Genomic DNA, 14,343 nt, shown 5'->3' with positions numbered 1-14,343 from the left:
CTGCGTCAAACACAAATCCTGTGGGAGCGAGCCTGCTCGCGAAGGGGCCGGAACAGGCGCCGAAAAATCCGGCGCCGAACACTTACTCAGCCGTCGAAGGCTTCTCCCAAAGATTAACCCCACCCTCTTGGGCAAACCGGTCAATCTCCGCCAGTTCCTCTGCGCTAAAGCTCAGATTCTTCAACGCCCCGACGTTCTCGATAATCTGCTCCGGCCGGCTCGCACCGATCAGTGCCGAAGTCACTCGTGGATCACGCAAAGTCCAGGCCAACGCCAACTGCGCCAGACTTTGGCCACGACGCTGGGCGATTTCATTCAATGCACGCACGTGAGCGATATTGGCTTCGGACAAGTGCGACGCCTGCAACGAACCACCGCCCGGACGATTGACCCGCGCATCCGCCGGCACACCATTGAGGTACTTGTCGGTCAGCAATCCCTGCGCCAGGGGAGTGAAGGCAATGACGCCCGTCCCGAGTTCGTCGGTGGTGTCCAGCAGGTCCTTTTCCACCCACCGGTTGAGCAGGTTGTAAGCAGGCTGGTGAATCAGCAACGGCACTTTCCACTCTTTCAGCAGCGTCGCCATTTCACGGGTTTTCGCCCCGGAATACGACGAGATGCCAATGTACAGCGCCTTGCCCTGCTGCACCGCGGTGGCCAGTGCGCTGGCGGTTTCTTCCAGCGGGGTGTCCGGGTCGAAGCGGTGGGAATAGAAAATATCCACGTAGTCCAGGCCCAGGCGCTGCAGGCTCTGATCCAGGCTGGCCAGCACGTACTTGCGCGAACCGCCGCCCTGGCCATAAGGACCGGCCCACATGTCCCAACCGGCCTTGCTCGAGATGATCAACTCGTCACGGTACTGTTTGAAGTCTTCGCGCAGCAAGCGACCGAAGTTGATCTCGGCGCTGCCGTACGGCGGGCCGTAGTTGTTGGCCAGGTCGAAGTGGTTGATGCCCAGGTCGAATGCAGTACGCAATAAGGCGCGCTGGGTGTCGATCGGCGTGCTGTCGCCGAAGTTGTGCCACAGGCCCAGGGACAGTGCAGGCAGCACCAGTCCGCTGCGACCCACGCGGCGGTAAGGAATGGAGTCGTAGCGGTTTTCGGCAGCGGTGTAGGTCATCGAATCCTCTCTTGTCTGTCTTGAAGTTGGTATCGACTGCTTTGCAAGTTGCCCAGCATACGCGCGGACAAACGCCGATAAACCCCGGATTCGAGAAAATGCTGAAACGTTTCATAAATGGTTTAAGCGGTAGCGCCGCGCCTTGCGGCGCCTATGCTCTAGGAGCGACGCTGGTTGGAGGAGGCGGTACTGATGACATGCGCTTGCTGACACCGCAGTGACCCAATCGCGAGCAAGCTCGCTCCCACATGGATTGCGGTGATCGTTATGGGAGCGAGCCTGCTCGCGAAAGCGGCCTCAAAGGCAGCACACATTCGAAGGGAGGAAACTCACCATGCACACGACCATCATCATTTTCTTCGGCCTGGTCCTGCTGGCGCTGATGCTGTTCATCGGCGAAAAGATCGGCTTCAGCCGCCAGACGCTGACCTACAGCTTCATCGTGCTATGGCTGGCGCTGACGATGATCAACGGTGCCATTGGCGTGGTCACCGCCGGCCAGTCCGTCACGACGGAACTGGTGGTCGGCAGCATTGTGTTTGGCGTGCCGGTGGCGGCGCTGGTGTTGTTCATGGTGTTGAGCACTGACACCTGAACAATCCAGCCCGCCGCCTGTGGGATCAACGTACCAGGTGCAAGAACTGCATGTGCCGTTCGTACTGGTCGAGGATGTCGTTGATGACCTGCTCCTTGGTGTAACCCACCAGATCGTAGTCCTGACTGCCCTCGCTCAAATGCACCTCAGCCCGGTAGTAACGACGGTTGTTGAGTTCCTTGGAACCCATGCCGCCACGGGCGAAGGACGGCGTGAAGTAGCCACGCATCTGCACCTGATAGATGAACGGATGTTGCTCGCCATGGCCGATTTCCAGGCTGACGCTGTCATTGGCCGGATCGGGTTGCGCGACAACGTGCAAACCCTTCTCGACGAACACCGCAGTCACTTCTTCAATCGCCGGACGTACCGTCGTTTCGAGGAAACGGTAAACCTCATCCCGCGAAGGGAAATGCACCGCCTGACTCAAGCGCTGACGCCAACCGCCACGGCGCGAGCCAGAAACCGGTGCCAGGGAATGCAGCTGCGCGATCTGCTTCTGCGATTCCAGATAGAACGCCTTGTGCAGCCCCCACATCATCAACAGCAAAATCAGCGAGAACGGCAACGAGGTCAGCACTACCGCTGACTTCAGTGCATCGATGCTACCGGAGAACAGCAGTGCACTGGTCACGAGTGCGGTCATCGCGCCCCAGAACACCCGCAACCATTTCGGCCCGTCTTCATCTGGATTGCCGCCCTTGGCGGACAGCGTCGATAGCACCACGGTGCCGGAGTCTGCCGAGGTGACAAAGAACACGAAGCTGATGAACACCGTGACCGCGATCACGGTTTTGCTCCACGGATAGGTTTCCAGCAGCAGGTAAAGCGTCATCGATGGATTGTCGATGGCCGAAATGCCCAACGCGCTCATCCCGTGATTGAGCACTTGATCGATGGCGCTGTTGCCGAAGATCGACATCCAGGCCAGGGTGAAACCGAGCGGAATCAGTAGCACGCCGAAGACGAATTCGCGGATGGTCCGGCCACGGGAAATCCGCGCGATGAACAGGCCCACGAATGGCGACCATGCAATCCACCAGGCCCAGTAGAACACCGTCCAGCCGCCCAGCCAGTCACTGGGTTTATCGTAGGCGTAAAGATCGAAACTCTTCATCGGCAAGGCGCCGAGGTAGTCGCCGATGTTCTGGATCAGGGTGTTGAGCAAGTGCTGAGTGGGTCCGGCGAACAACACGAACAGCAGCAGCGCGCAGGCCAGCAGCATGTTGATGTCCGACATCACCCGCACGCCTTTATCAACGCCGGACACCGCCACGAGAATCGCCGCGCCCATCATCAGCGTGATCAGGCCGACCTGAATCCACTGGGTATGCGCGATGCCGAACAGGTAGTCCAGTCCCGAGTTGAGGTGCAATACGCCAAAGCCCATGTCGGCACCGAGGCCGAACACCGTGGCGATGATGCCGAAGCCGTCCACCGCGTATCCGATCGGGCCGTTGATGCGCTTGCCGATCAGCGGGTACAACGCCGAGCGCAGGGCCAACGGCAGGTTGTGACGATAGGCGAAGTAAGCCAGGGCCATGCCGACGAAGGCGAACACGCCCCAGCCATGCAAGCCCCAGTGCAGAAACAGAATCTGCATGGCCTGACGCGCCGCATCCGCCGTACCGGCCTCGCCCTGGGGCGGCTGCGCCAGGTGGGTCAGCGGTTCGGACACACAAAAGAAAAACAGCGTGATGCTGATCCCGGCGGCGAACAGCATGCCGGCCCAGGACAGGTAACTGAATTCGGGTTCGTCGTGGTCAGCACCGAGCTTGATCTTGCCGTAGCCGGACAAGGCGGTGACCACCACGAAGACCAGATACAGGGTCATCGCGAGCATGTAGTACCAGCCGACCGTGTTGGCCGCCCAGTTTTGCGCCGCCAGCAGCCAGGCACCGGCCTGTTCGGGCATGGCGATCACGACAATGCCGAACAACAGAATGAAACTCGCCGCAAAGTAGAACACCGGCGGATTCATGCGGACCTGGCCGCTTGGAGGGAGGGACGATGCACTCATGAAAGGTGCACCTCTGGGAGGTGAAGCGGGGCAATCAGTAACGGACTCGGCAAAGGCAAGCCTCCTGTTGTGAGCGGGCAGCAAACCGGCGGTTTAACTTGAATGAGCGTTCAAGTTAACCATAAATAGCCTGCTAAGGACTAATCGCAAGGCTCGGCGGTGCTGTTTGTACGCTAGCTCAAGGAAGGGTATGACGCGGGGTTGGGGGGATTCGTTCACCAGGAAATCAGCTAAATGCCATTATCCAGGTTCGGCTTGAAACCATTCGCGAGCAGGCTCGCTCCCACAGGAGAAGTGTCGTTCACAAATCTGTGTGCAACACCTATCCACTGTGGGAGCGAGACCGGCTTGCCGGCGAAGAGGCCGGGTCAGTTAACCGAGGTTTCGGGATTTACTTCTGCGTCCCGTCATCATGCTGCAGATTCGCCTGAGTCAGGTTGCTCCCCGCCGGCACGCTGCGAGTCAGCCAGACGTTCCCGCCAATGGTCGAACCCTTGCCGATGGTAATCCGCCCCAGAATCGTCGCCCCGGCATAGATCACCACATCATCCTCGACAATCGGATGGCGCGGCTGCCCCTTCTGCAACTGGCCGTCTTCATCCGCCGGGAAGCGCTTGGCACCCAGGGTCACGGCCTGATAGATCCGCACACGCTCACCGATGATGGCGGTCTCGCCGATCACCACGCCCGTTCCATGATCGATGAAGAAGCTGCGGCCGATCTGCGCCCCCGGATGAATGTCGATACCGGTGGCGGAGTGGGCGATTTCCGCGCTGATCCGCGCGAGCAGCGGCAGCCCGGCGCGATACAAGTGATGGGCGAGGCGATGGTGAATCACCGCCAGGATGCCCGGGTAGCAGAGCAACACCTCATCGACGCTACGCGCTGCCGGGTCGCCGTGATAGGCCGCCAGCACGTCGGTATCCAACAGACTGCGCAAGCCTGGCAGGGCGAGAGCGAAGTCCTGAATGATCTGAATGGTCCTGGCCTCGACTTCGGTCTCGCCCCGGGCGCCGTGGCGGGCGGCGTAGCGCAGTTCCAGTCGCGCCTGAGCCAGCAACGCATTCAACGCCACGTCCAGCGTGTGGCCGACATAGAAGTCTTCACTCTCTTCGCGCAGGTCCACCGGGCCCAGGCGCATCGGAAACAACGCACCACACAAGGCTTCAAGAATCTCCGCCATGGCTGCTCGGGAAGGCAACTCGCGACCGCCCTGCTCGCCGCTGGCGCGGCCGTTTTGGGCACGCCATTCGTCACGCGCCGAACGCAGCTGACTGACGATGGTCTGCAATTGCCAATGGCTGGAACGCTCGCTCACGGTAAAAACTCCTCATGGGCGGCCGGACTGTCTGGCCGCGCTGACGGCGATTACTTTACGGCAAGGTCTGGACGGCGAATTAAGAACCAATAGTGCTGACACGCACACTTTTGGCTATAAGCGATTGGCGGTTGCCCCGATAAATAGGCGTGCCTATAGTCCTGACATCTTTTTGCGCCAGTATGGAAACCATGATCAAACAACAGCTCGCCCGTTTTGACCGCCTCGATCTACTCGGCCACCCCACGCCACTGGAAAAACTCGAACGCCTGTCGACCTGGCTGGGCCGCGATCTCTACGTCAAACGCGATGACCTGACGCCGCTGGCAATGGGTGGCAACAAGCTGCGCAAACTCGAATACCTGGCGGCCGATGCCCTGGCACAAGGCGCAGACACGTTGATTACCGCGGGTGCGCTTCAGTCCAACCATGTGCGTCAAACCGCTGCCGTTGCGGCCAGGCTGGGTCTCGGCTGCGTGGCACTGCTGGAAAATCCCCTTGGCACCGACGACGCCAACTATGTCGGCAATGGCAATCGGCTGTTGCTGGATCTATTCGATGCCAAGGTTGAGTTGGTAGAAAACCTGGATAACGCCGACGAACAGTTGGAGGCGTTGGCCGCACGACTGCGCAGCAAGGGTAAAAAGCCGTATCTGGTTCCGATTGGCGGCTCGAATGCGTTGGGTGCCTTGGGTTATGTGCGCGCCGGGTTGGAACTGGCCGAGCAGATCAAGGACACCGGCATCACATTCGCCGCCGTGGTTTTGGCCTCGGGCAGCGCCGGCACCCACAGTGGCTTGGCGCTGGCATTGAGCGAAGCACTGCCGCAATTGCCGGTGATTGGCGTCACGGTTTCGCGCAGCGATGAAGATCAGCGACCGAAGGTCCAGGGCCTCGCCGAGCGAACGGCGAAGTTGTTGGAAGTGAGCCTGCCTGCGAGTTTCAAAGTGGAGCTGTGGGACGAATATTTCGGCCCGCGCTATGGCGAGCCGAATGCCGGGACACTGGCGGCGGTAAAGCTGGTGGCAAGTCAGGAAGGTTTGCTGCTCGACCCGGTTTATACCGGTAAAGCCATGGCCGGGTTGTTGGACGGGATGGGGCGTCAGCGTTTCGATGAGGGGCCGATTATCTTTTTGCATACAGGTGGAGCGCCGGCGTTGTTTGCCTATAAAGATTTTCTGTAAGTTGATTGTTCCCACGTTCCCGCGTGGGAATGCAGCCCGTGACGCTCCGCGTCACTGGACGCGGAGCGTCCCTTGAGGTGTTCCCACGCGGAGCGTTGGAACGATCTTAAAAAGAGGACCAAGACATATTCTAAAAAAGAATAACAAAATTGATATTTATTATTTTCCAATCTAAAACCCTCGTCATATAGTCGCGCCGCAGGCGAATTTGAAACAAGACGCACAGACTGCTTTAGGGCAGGATATCGCAGTCGTTCAAATCCCGAATTTGCCAACTTTCCTAAAAGCGTTCTCATAAGAAAACACAGGGGCTTGTCATGAATTTTTCCGTACTACGTCGAAATCTGCTGGTCGGTTCGCTCGGCCTGGCACTCAGCGCCGGCCTGTTGGGCCAAGCGGTTGCCGGTGAGCAGCTGCAAAAAATCAAGGACTCCGGCGTGATCAACGTGGGTCTGGAAGGCACTTACCCACCGTTCAGTTTCGTCGACGCCGACGGCAAACTGGCCGGCTTCGAAGTCGAGTTCTCTGAAGCCCTGGCCAAAGAGCTGGGCGTAAAGGTCAAACTGCAACCGACCAAATGGGACGGCATTCTCGCAGCCCTGGAATCCAAGCGCCTGGACGCCGTGATCAACCAGGTGACCATTTCCGAAGAGCGCAAGAAGAAGTACGACTTCTCCGAGCCGTACACCGTTTCCGGGATTCAGGCGCTGACCCTGACCAAGAACAAAGACACCATCAAGACCGCCGCCGACCTGGCCGGCAAGAAAGTCGGCGTCGGCCTGGGCACCAACTACGAGCAGTGGGTGAAAGAGAATGTGCCTAAGGCCGACATCCGCACCTACGAAGATGATCCGACCAAGTTCCAGGATCTGCGCGTCGGCCGCATCGACGCCATTCTGATCGACCGCCTCGCCGCGCTGGAATACGCCAAGAAAGCAAAGGACACTGCCGCCGCCGGCGAAGCGTTCTCCCGTCAGGAAGCCGGTATTGCCCTGCGCAAAGGCGAGCCTGAGCTGCTGGCAGCGGTAAACAAGGCCATCGACAAGCTGCGCGCCGACGGCACGCTGAAAAAGCTTTCGGAAAAATACTTCAGCGCTGACGTCACTCAATAATGGAAGAAGCTTTCCAACTCGCACTGGATTCCGCGCCCTTTCTGCTCAAGGGCGCGTATTACACGGTGATCCTCAGCCTGGGCGGGATGTTCTTCGGCCTGGTGATGGGGTTTGGCCTGGCGTTGATGCGCCTCTCGCGCTTCAAACTGGTGAGCTGGATCGCCCGCATCTACGTGTCGTTCTTTCGCGGCACGCCGTTGCTGGTGCAACTGTTCGTGATCTATTACGGCTTGCCGCAATTGGGCATCGAACTTGATCCGTTGCCGGCGGCCCTGATCGGCTTCTCGCTGAACATGGCCGCCTACGCCTGCGAAATCCTGCGTGCCGCGATCAGCTCCATCGAACGCGGCCAGTGGGAAGCCGCAGCCAGTATCGGCATGACCCGGGCGCAAACCTTACGTCGGGCCATCCTGCCGCAAGCCATGCGTACGGCACTGCCACCGCTGGGCAACAGCTTCATTTCGCTGGTGAAGGACACCGCACTGGCAGCCACCATCCAGGTGCCGGAACTGTTCCGTCAGGCGCAGCTGATTACCGCCCGTACCTTTGAAATTTTCACCATGTATCTTGCCGCCGCGCTGATCTACTGGGTTCTGGCCACGGTGCTGTCGCACTTGCAGAACCAGTTGGAAGCACGGGTCAATCGGCACGACCAGGAGTCCTGACCCAATGATTGTCGTGGAAAAACTGACAAAGCAGTTCAAGGGTCAAGTGGTGCTCAACGGCATTGATCTGGAAGTGAAGGAAGGTGAGGTGGTGGCGATCATCGGGCCCAGTGGCTCGGGGAAAACCACGTTCCTGCGTTGCCTGAATTTCCTGGAGGAACCCACCAGCGGCCGGATCAAGGTCGGTGACATCGAGATCGATGGCAGCCGCCCTTTGAACCAGCAGCAGAGCCTGGTGCGTCGCCTGCGTCAGCACGTGGGCTTCGTGTTCCAGAACTTCAACCTGTTCCCCCATCGGACCGCCCTGGAAAACGTCATCGAAGGCCCGATCATCGTGAAAAAAATCCCACAGGCCGAAGCCATTGCCTTGGGTAAAAAGCTGATGGCCAGGGTCGGTCTGGCGGGCAAGGAAGACGCTTACCCGCGTCGCCTGTCAGGTGGTCAGCAACAGCGTGTGGCCATTGCCCGCGCGCTGGCGATGGAGCCGGAAGTAATCCTGTTCGACGAACCCACCTCGGCCCTCGACCCCGAGTTGGTGGGCGAAGTATTGGCGACCATCCGCAGCCTGGCCGAAGAAAGACGCACCATGGTCATTGTCACCCACGAAATGGGGTTCGCCCGGGACGTGGCCAACCGTGTGGTATTTTTCGATAAAGGGGTGATCGTCGAGCAAGGCGAAGCCAAGGCATTGTTTGCCAACCCGAAGGAAGAACGGACGAAACAGTTCCTCAGTAAGTTTCTGAATAACCCCCACTCCTGAAACACCCGCGCAAGACAGGTCAACTTCCATGGATGGAAGTCCCTTCTCCTTTCTATCAAATCCCCCGCACTTGATTGAATATGTCCGCACGACCTATAACTTCTTGTCAGCGTGCGCGATACAAATATATGCCCTGTCACAGATTGACCACCTCTAATACTCTGAAACCTGAAATTTGCTGACAGACGTACAGCCACCGTCTCATCTCCGGTAACCACGGGAGGCTTGACAGGTATGTTCGACAGATTGACATGGCTTATTAACTTCAACGCGTAGGAAGCTTCTGAATTACGCGGGATTTTGTATTTGACTAGTACGCTCTATTGACAGGTATTCAAGCTCACTCTTATCTAGTCTCCAGCAATTGATTCTCATCACGCCCACTCATTATTTCAATTCAAAGTAATGAACGGTTTTGCTGTTCGGAATTCGCATTTTTGATTTTCAGAAATGGACTTCGTTGCAAGACTTCAAGGAGAACCCATGAAAAGCATCTCGAACAAACCCGAACTGGCTGTGCCGTCCCTGGCGCAATCACACAAGAACGGCATCAACATCACCTCGGCGGCTCACCTGCTGATCGACGTGGCGCCCTATCCTGGCATGGATGAAGGCGACCTGGTCGAACTGTTCTGGGACAACTGCTACGTGGCCTCCAGGGTGCTGAATGCCCATGATGTCGGTAACACCGTCAGCCTGCGAGTGCCGGAAAGCTTTATTGCCAACGGTGCTTCACGCATCCACTACCGGATCATGCAAGTCGGGCAGGGGGCAGCCCTGTCACCCGCCGTGCGCGTCCAGATCAAACTCGACTGCCCCGGTGGCCAACCCTCTGCAATGTTCGGCGACGAGAACCAGAGCCTGGCGCCAGTGAGCCTCCCCGAGACCATTCGCCGCCAGGGGGTCAATCCGAATCAGATCAAGCGCGGCGTCCCGGTGACCATCGAGCCGTACCTGAACATGGCCGCCGATGACGAAATCACCCTGCGCTGGGGCGATGTGCGCATGGACCTGCCAAGGCTCAAGGCGTGCGACGTCGGCCAGCCGATCCAGGTCTGGGTGCCCCCGGCGATCATTCTCGAGGCCGGGGAAGACCTTCGGCTGGAAGTGACTTACTGCATCCTCGATCGGGTCGGTAACAACTCGCGCTGGGCACCGGCTCGCATGCTGAGAATCGGCTGCGCCAATCCCTACCTCAAAGTCCCGCTCAAGGAAGAACTGAAAGCGGCTGAGCCCCGCACGAGATGATGACGCATAGAAAACTTTTGGTGAGAGCGCTTGCTCCCGCCGGGGTGCGAAGCGCCCCCAAAATCTGTAGTCGCACGCTTTCGGTCAAGGGATAGCGATGATTTTTGCGACTGCTGCGCAGTCGGGCGGGCGCAAGCTCCCCTCGCCACAGGGGACCGCGTCGCCGCACTGACAACAGCCTTCTATCCATATTCCTAAAAGTTAGTTTATTTATTATTTATACGCGCTTAGGGTATATGGACCGGACCACCGGACATTCTTGTTTTTACTTCGCCGCAACCATCGCGGCGTTCCATGAGATGTGAGGTAGGTATGATCCGGAACACAATCACCCCAGTGCAGATCGCCAGGGCATTGCGTGCAGCCAAGGAGCGGCACTGATGTCCAGTCTGGCAGAAGCAACCCTCCAGAGTGATCTGGATATCGCCCCCCTGTTGTTGCCCGCGCAGGTTTTGCGCAACGACGCACAAGCCATCAAGGCCGCCCATGAGCTGGCGCAGGTCGCCCGCCTGCAGGCAGCCAAGCGTGACCAGCAGCGCAAGCTGCCGTGGTCGGAAATCGAACAGTTCACCCGCAGCGGCCTGGGCAGCATTGCCATCCCTCGTGAGTACGGTGGCCCGCAGGTTTCGTTCGTTACTGTCGCCGATGTGTTCGCGATCATTTCCGCGGCGGATCCGGCACTCGGGCAAATCCCGCAGAACCAGTTCGGCATCCTGAATCTGGTGCTCGGCAGCGCCACCGAATCACAGAAAAAGCAGCTGTTCAAAAGCGTGCTCGAAGGCTGGCGGATTGGTAATGCCGGACCGGAACGCGGCACCAAAAACACCCTCGAACTCAAGGCGCGAATCACTGCCGACGGTGACGGTTTCGTCATCAGCGGCCAGAAGTTCTATTCCACTGGCGCGCTGTTCGCCCATTGGGTAGCGGTCAAGGCGTTGAACGACGACGGCAAGCAAGTGCTGGCCTTTGTCCGTCGAGGCACACCGGGCCTGCGCATCGTCGATGACTGGTCCGGTTTCGGTCAGCGCACCACCGCCAGCGGCACGATTTTGCTCAACAACGTGCGGGTCGACGCCGAGCTGGTGGTGGATACCTGGAAGATCAACGACAAGCCGAACATCCAGGGCGCGGTATCGCAGTTGATTCAAGCGGCCATCGATGCCGGCATCGCCCGGGGCGCCATCGACGATGCCATCGAGTTCGTGAAAACCCGTGCCCGGCCATGGATCGATGCCAAGGTCGACAGAGCCAGCGATGACCTCTACGTGATCGCTGACATCGGCAAACTGAAAATCGAACTGCACGCCGCCGAAGCGCTATTACGCAAGGCCGGGCAGGTGCTTGATCAGGTCAACGCCGCGCCGCTCACTGCCGAGTCCGCCGCACGCGCCTCGATTGCCGTGGCCGAAGCCAAAGTGCTGACCACCGAAATCTCGCTGCTGGCCAGCGAAAAGCTCTTCGAGCTGGCCGGCAGCCGCGCCACCCTCGCCGAATTCAACCTCGACCGCCACTGGCGCAACGCCCGCGTGCACACGCTGCATGACCCCGTTCGCTGGAAATACCACGCCGTCGGCACCTATCACCTCAACGGCACTCTACCCGCGCGCCACTCCTGGATTTGACGACCAGAACCCTTTTGACCAGATCTCTGGAGAAACACATGACTCTTTCTCACCACGTCGCGGTCATAACCAGCGATGAGCAAGCCCTTATTGTCGCCAGTGACCTGGCGGAAGATTTCAGACGCGACAGCGCCGTGCGCGACCGTGAACGGCGTCTGCCACACCCGGAGCTGGAAGTGTTTTCCCGCTCGGGTCTGTGGGGCATCAGCGTGCCAAAAGAATACGGCGGTGCCGGCGTTTCCAACGTCACGCTGGCCAAGGTGATCGCGCTGATCGCGCAGGCTGACGGCTCTCTTGGACAAATTCCGCAGAACCATTTCTATGCCCTCGAAGTGCTGCGCGTGAATGGCAGTGCCGAGCAGAAAAAACGTCTGTACGCAGAAGTATTGGCAGGCCAACGCTTCGGCAATGCGCTTGCCGAACTCGGTACAAAAACCGCCCACGACCGCGTCACCAGCCTCACGCGCGACGGTAATGGTTACCGCATCAACGGCCGCAAGTTCTACGCCACCGGCGCCATCTACGCCCAACGCATCCCGACTTCGGTCGTTGACGAACACGGCGTGCAGCAACTGGCTTTCGTGCCCCGCAATAGCAAAGGCCTGACGGTCATCGACGACTGGAGCGGTTTCGGCCAACGCACCACCGGCAGCGGTTCAGTGGTATTCGAAGACGTCTACGTCGCCGCCGAAGACGTGATCCCGTTTCAGAGCGCTTTCGAGCGTCCGACCACCGTCGGCCCGCTGGCGCAGATTCTGCACGCCGCCATCGACACCGGCATCGCCCGCGCCGCCTATGAAGATGCGCTGCATTTCGTACGCACCAAGACCCGGCCGTGGATCGATTCCGGCAACGACAAAGCCACCGAAGATCCCCTGACCATCAAAAGCTTCGGCCACTTGAGCATCCGCCTGCACGCCGCCGAAGCCTTGCTGGAGCGCGCCGGCGAATTCCTCGACAAGGCTCAGGTCGAGACCGGTGCCGCAACCGTCGCCGCTGCATCGATTGCCGTCGCCGAAGCCCGGGCCATCAGCACCGAAATCTCTCTCGCCGCGGGCAGCACGCTGTTCGAATTGGCCGGCAGTCAGGCCACGCTGGTCGAACACGGTCTGGATCGGCACTGGCGCAACGCTCGGGTGCACACGCTGCACGACCCGGTGCGCTGGAAGTATCACGCCGTCGGTAACTACTACCTCAACGATGAAAACCCGCCGCTGCGGGGGACCATCTGATGGCGAAGAAAAAGATCCTGCTCAACGCGTTCAACATGAACTGCATCGGACATATCAACCATGGCCTGTGGACGCATCCACGGGACACCTCTACCCAATACAAAACCATCGAATACTGGACCGAACTGGCACAACTGCTGGAACGCGGGCTGTTCGATGGTCTGTTCATCGCCGATATCGTCGGGGTTTACGACGTCTACCAAAACTCGGTGGACGTGCCGCTGAAAGAGTCTATCCAACTGCCGGTCAATGACCCACTGCTACTGGTGTCGGCCATGGCCGCGGTGACGAAAAACCTCGGCTTCGGCCTGACCGCCAACCTGACCTACGAGCCGCCGTATCTATTCGCCCGTCGCATGTCGACCCTCGATCATCTGAGCCGCGGCCGGGTCGGCTGGAACATCGTCACCGGCTACCTCGACAGCGCGGCCAAGGCCATGGGCCTGAGCGAACAGGTCGAGCACGACCGCCGCTACGACCAGGCCGACGAATACCTGCAAGTGCTCTACAAACTCTGGGAAGGCAGCTGGGAAAACGGCGCGGTGCTGAATGATCCGCAACAGCGAATTTATGCCCAACCGGAAAAAGTGCACAAGGTCGAGCACAAGGGCGAGTTCTATCAGGTGGAGGGCTATCACCTCTGCGAACCATCGCCGCAGCGCACGCCAGTGCTGTTCCAGGCGGGCAGTTCCGATCGCGGTTTGCAGTTCGCCGGGCATCATGCCGAATGCGTGTTCATCAGCGGCCAGAACAAACCGTCGACCAGGGTTCAAGTGGACAAGGTTCGCGCCAGCGCCGTCGAGGCCGGGCGCAACCCCGAGGACATCAAGGTGTTCATGGGGCTCAATGTGATTGTCGGCGCCACTGAAGAACATGCCTGGGCCAAGCATGCCGAGTACCTGAGCTACGCCAGTGCCGAGGCCGGGGTGGCGCATTTTTCGGCGTCCACCGGGATCGATTTTTCCGAATACGAGATCGATGAACCGATCCAGTACGTGAAGAGCAACGCCATCCAGTCGGCGACCAAGAACCTGCAAAACAACGACTGGACCCGGCGCAAATTGCTCGAGCAGCACGCCCTCGGCGGGCGCTACATCACCGTGGTTGGTTCGCCTGAGCAGGTGGCTGATGAGCTGGAATCGTGGATCGCCGAAACCGGGCTCGATGGCTTCAACCTGACGCGGATTGTCACACCGGAAAGTTATGAGGACTTCATTGAACTGGTGATTCCGGAGTTGCAGCGTCGAGGGTCGTACAAGACGGCTTACGACAACGGTTCTTTGCGCGAAAAGTTGTTTCACGAAGGGGCGCATTTGCCTGCGCAACACACGGGCTCGGCGTTTCGCCGTTAACAGCATCGCGGGCAAGCCCGCTCCCACAGTGTTCTCGGGTGTTCACACAATCCCTGTGGGAGCGGGCTTGCCCGCGATGAGGCCCGAACAGACACCAAAAATTATTGCACTGACT

General features: G+C 59.2%; 12 protein-coding genes. 9 read left to right on the top strand and 3 right to left on the bottom strand.

The genetic code is table 11. The features are described 5' to 3' along the window. Positions 1-82: 82 nt before the first annotated feature. A complete protein-coding gene (gene mgrA / locus ACA067_RS01065; RefSeq protein ID WP_497460252.1) occupies positions 83-1,120 on the bottom strand; it encodes an L-glyceraldehyde 3-phosphate reductase in 1,038 nt (345 codons plus the stop codon). A 334-nt stretch (positions 1,121-1,454) separates the two neighbouring features. On the opposite strand from mgrA, the gene ACA067_RS01060 reads away from it, so the two are divergent. Further along, positions 1,455-1,715: a hypothetical protein gene (locus tag ACA067_RS01060; RefSeq protein WP_150747215.1), complete on the top strand. Its 261-nt coding sequence runs from the start codon at positions 1,455-1,457 to the stop codon at positions 1,713-1,715. A 25-nt stretch (positions 1,716-1,740) separates the two neighbouring features. Here ACA067_RS01060 and betT read toward each other — a convergent pair whose 3' ends face one another. Together betT and epsC are read right to left on the bottom strand one after the other, a co-directional pair. Then, on the bottom strand, positions 1,741-3,696 hold the full coding sequence (gene betT, locus ACA067_RS01055; protein WP_497462707.1) for a choline transporter BetT: 1,956 nt from the start codon (positions 3,694-3,696) through the stop codon (positions 1,741-1,743). A 430-nt stretch (positions 3,697-4,126) separates the two neighbouring features. Continuing rightward, on the bottom strand, positions 4,127-5,053 hold the full coding sequence (gene epsC, locus ACA067_RS01050) for a serine O-acetyltransferase EpsC (protein ID WP_064675376.1): 927 nt from the start codon (positions 5,051-5,053) through the stop codon (positions 4,127-4,129). Positions 5,054-5,244: 191 nt separating this feature from the next. On the opposite strand from epsC, the gene ACA067_RS01045 reads away from it, so the two are divergent. The 8 genes from ACA067_RS01045 (at position 5,245) to ACA067_RS01010 (ending at position 14,228) form a co-directional block, all read left to right on the top strand. Beyond that, positions 5,245-6,237 carry a D-cysteine desulfhydrase gene (locus tag ACA067_RS01045; RefSeq protein ID WP_497460251.1) on the top strand — a complete coding sequence of 331 codons (993 nt, stop codon included), beginning with the start codon at positions 5,245-5,247 and terminating at the stop codon, positions 6,235-6,237. A 317-nt stretch (positions 6,238-6,554) separates the two neighbouring features. After that, positions 6,555-7,349, top strand: coding sequence for a cystine ABC transporter substrate-binding protein (tcyJ, locus tag ACA067_RS01040; RefSeq protein WP_497460250.1), 795 nt, complete (start codon positions 6,555-6,557; stop codon positions 7,347-7,349). Continuing rightward, positions 7,349-8,014, top strand: coding sequence for a cystine ABC transporter permease (gene tcyL, locus ACA067_RS01035; RefSeq protein ID WP_497460249.1), 666 nt, complete (start codon positions 7,349-7,351; stop codon positions 8,012-8,014). The genes tcyJ and tcyL overlap by 1 nt, the downstream gene beginning before the upstream one ends. Positions 8,015-8,018: 4 nt before the next feature. After that, complete coding sequence (gene tcyN, locus ACA067_RS01030; protein ID WP_497460248.1) at positions 8,019-8,774, top strand: L-cystine ABC transporter ATP-binding protein TcyN; 756 nt, start codon at positions 8,019-8,021, stop codon at positions 8,772-8,774. Between the two features lie 483 nt (positions 8,775-9,257). Continuing rightward, a complete protein-coding gene (locus ACA067_RS01025) occupies positions 9,258-10,022 on the top strand; it encodes a hypothetical protein (protein WP_497460247.1) in 765 nt (254 codons plus the stop codon). 380 nt (positions 10,023-10,402) lie between these two features. After that, entirely contained in the window at positions 10,403-11,644 is a 1,242-nt protein-coding gene (locus ACA067_RS01020) for an SfnB family sulfur acquisition oxidoreductase (protein ID WP_497460246.1), read from the top strand. A gap of 38 nt (positions 11,645-11,682) precedes the next feature. After that, positions 11,683-12,876 carry an SfnB family sulfur acquisition oxidoreductase gene (locus tag ACA067_RS01015; protein ID WP_497460245.1) on the top strand — a complete coding sequence of 398 codons (1,194 nt, stop codon included), beginning with the start codon at positions 11,683-11,685 and terminating at the stop codon, positions 12,874-12,876. Then, positions 12,876-14,228 (top strand): LLM class flavin-dependent oxidoreductase, encoded by a 1,353-nt coding sequence (locus ACA067_RS01010; RefSeq protein ID WP_497460244.1) that lies wholly within the window; start codon positions 12,876-12,878, stop codon positions 14,226-14,228. The genes ACA067_RS01015 and ACA067_RS01010 overlap by 1 nt, the downstream gene beginning before the upstream one ends. Positions 14,229-14,343: the final 115 nt, after the last annotated feature.

The sequence above is a fragment of the Pseudomonas sp. LBUM1674 genome (assembly GCF_059695635.1).
The sequence above is the reverse complement of the archived record's forward strand: the minus strand, read 5'-3'. Positions and strand labels throughout refer to the sequence as shown.

Excerpts from the sequence above, each read along its gene's own strand:
- tcyN (WP_497460248.1), top strand. The coding sequence starts at position 8,019 with ATGATTGTCGTGGAAAAACTGACAAAGCAGTTCAAGGGTCAAGTGGTG.
- mgrA (WP_497460252.1), bottom strand. The coding sequence starts at position 1,120 with ATGACCTACACCGCTGCCGAAAACCGCTACGACTCCATTCCTTACCGC.
- ACA067_RS01015 (WP_497460245.1), top strand. The coding sequence starts at position 11,683 with ATGACTCTTTCTCACCACGTCGCGGTCATAACCAGCGATGAGCAAGCC.
- ACA067_RS01045 (WP_497460251.1), top strand. The coding sequence starts at position 5,245 with ATGATCAAACAACAGCTCGCCCGTTTTGACCGCCTCGATCTACTCGGC.
- ACA067_RS01060 (WP_150747215.1), top strand. The coding sequence starts at position 1,455 with ATGCACACGACCATCATCATTTTCTTCGGCCTGGTCCTGCTGGCGCTG.
- betT (WP_497462707.1), bottom strand. The coding sequence starts at position 3,696 with ATGAATCCGCCGGTGTTCTACTTTGCGGCGAGTTTCATTCTGTTGTTC.
- ACA067_RS01010 (WP_497460244.1), top strand. The coding sequence starts at position 12,876 with ATGGCGAAGAAAAAGATCCTGCTCAACGCGTTCAACATGAACTGCATC.
- ACA067_RS01020 (WP_497460246.1), top strand. The coding sequence starts at position 10,403 with ATGTCCAGTCTGGCAGAAGCAACCCTCCAGAGTGATCTGGATATCGCC.
- ACA067_RS01025 (WP_497460247.1), top strand. The coding sequence starts at position 9,258 with ATGAAAAGCATCTCGAACAAACCCGAACTGGCTGTGCCGTCCCTGGCG.
- tcyL (WP_497460249.1), top strand. The coding sequence starts at position 7,349 with ATGGAAGAAGCTTTCCAACTCGCACTGGATTCCGCGCCCTTTCTGCTC.
- tcyJ (WP_497460250.1), top strand. The coding sequence starts at position 6,555 with ATGAATTTTTCCGTACTACGTCGAAATCTGCTGGTCGGTTCGCTCGGC.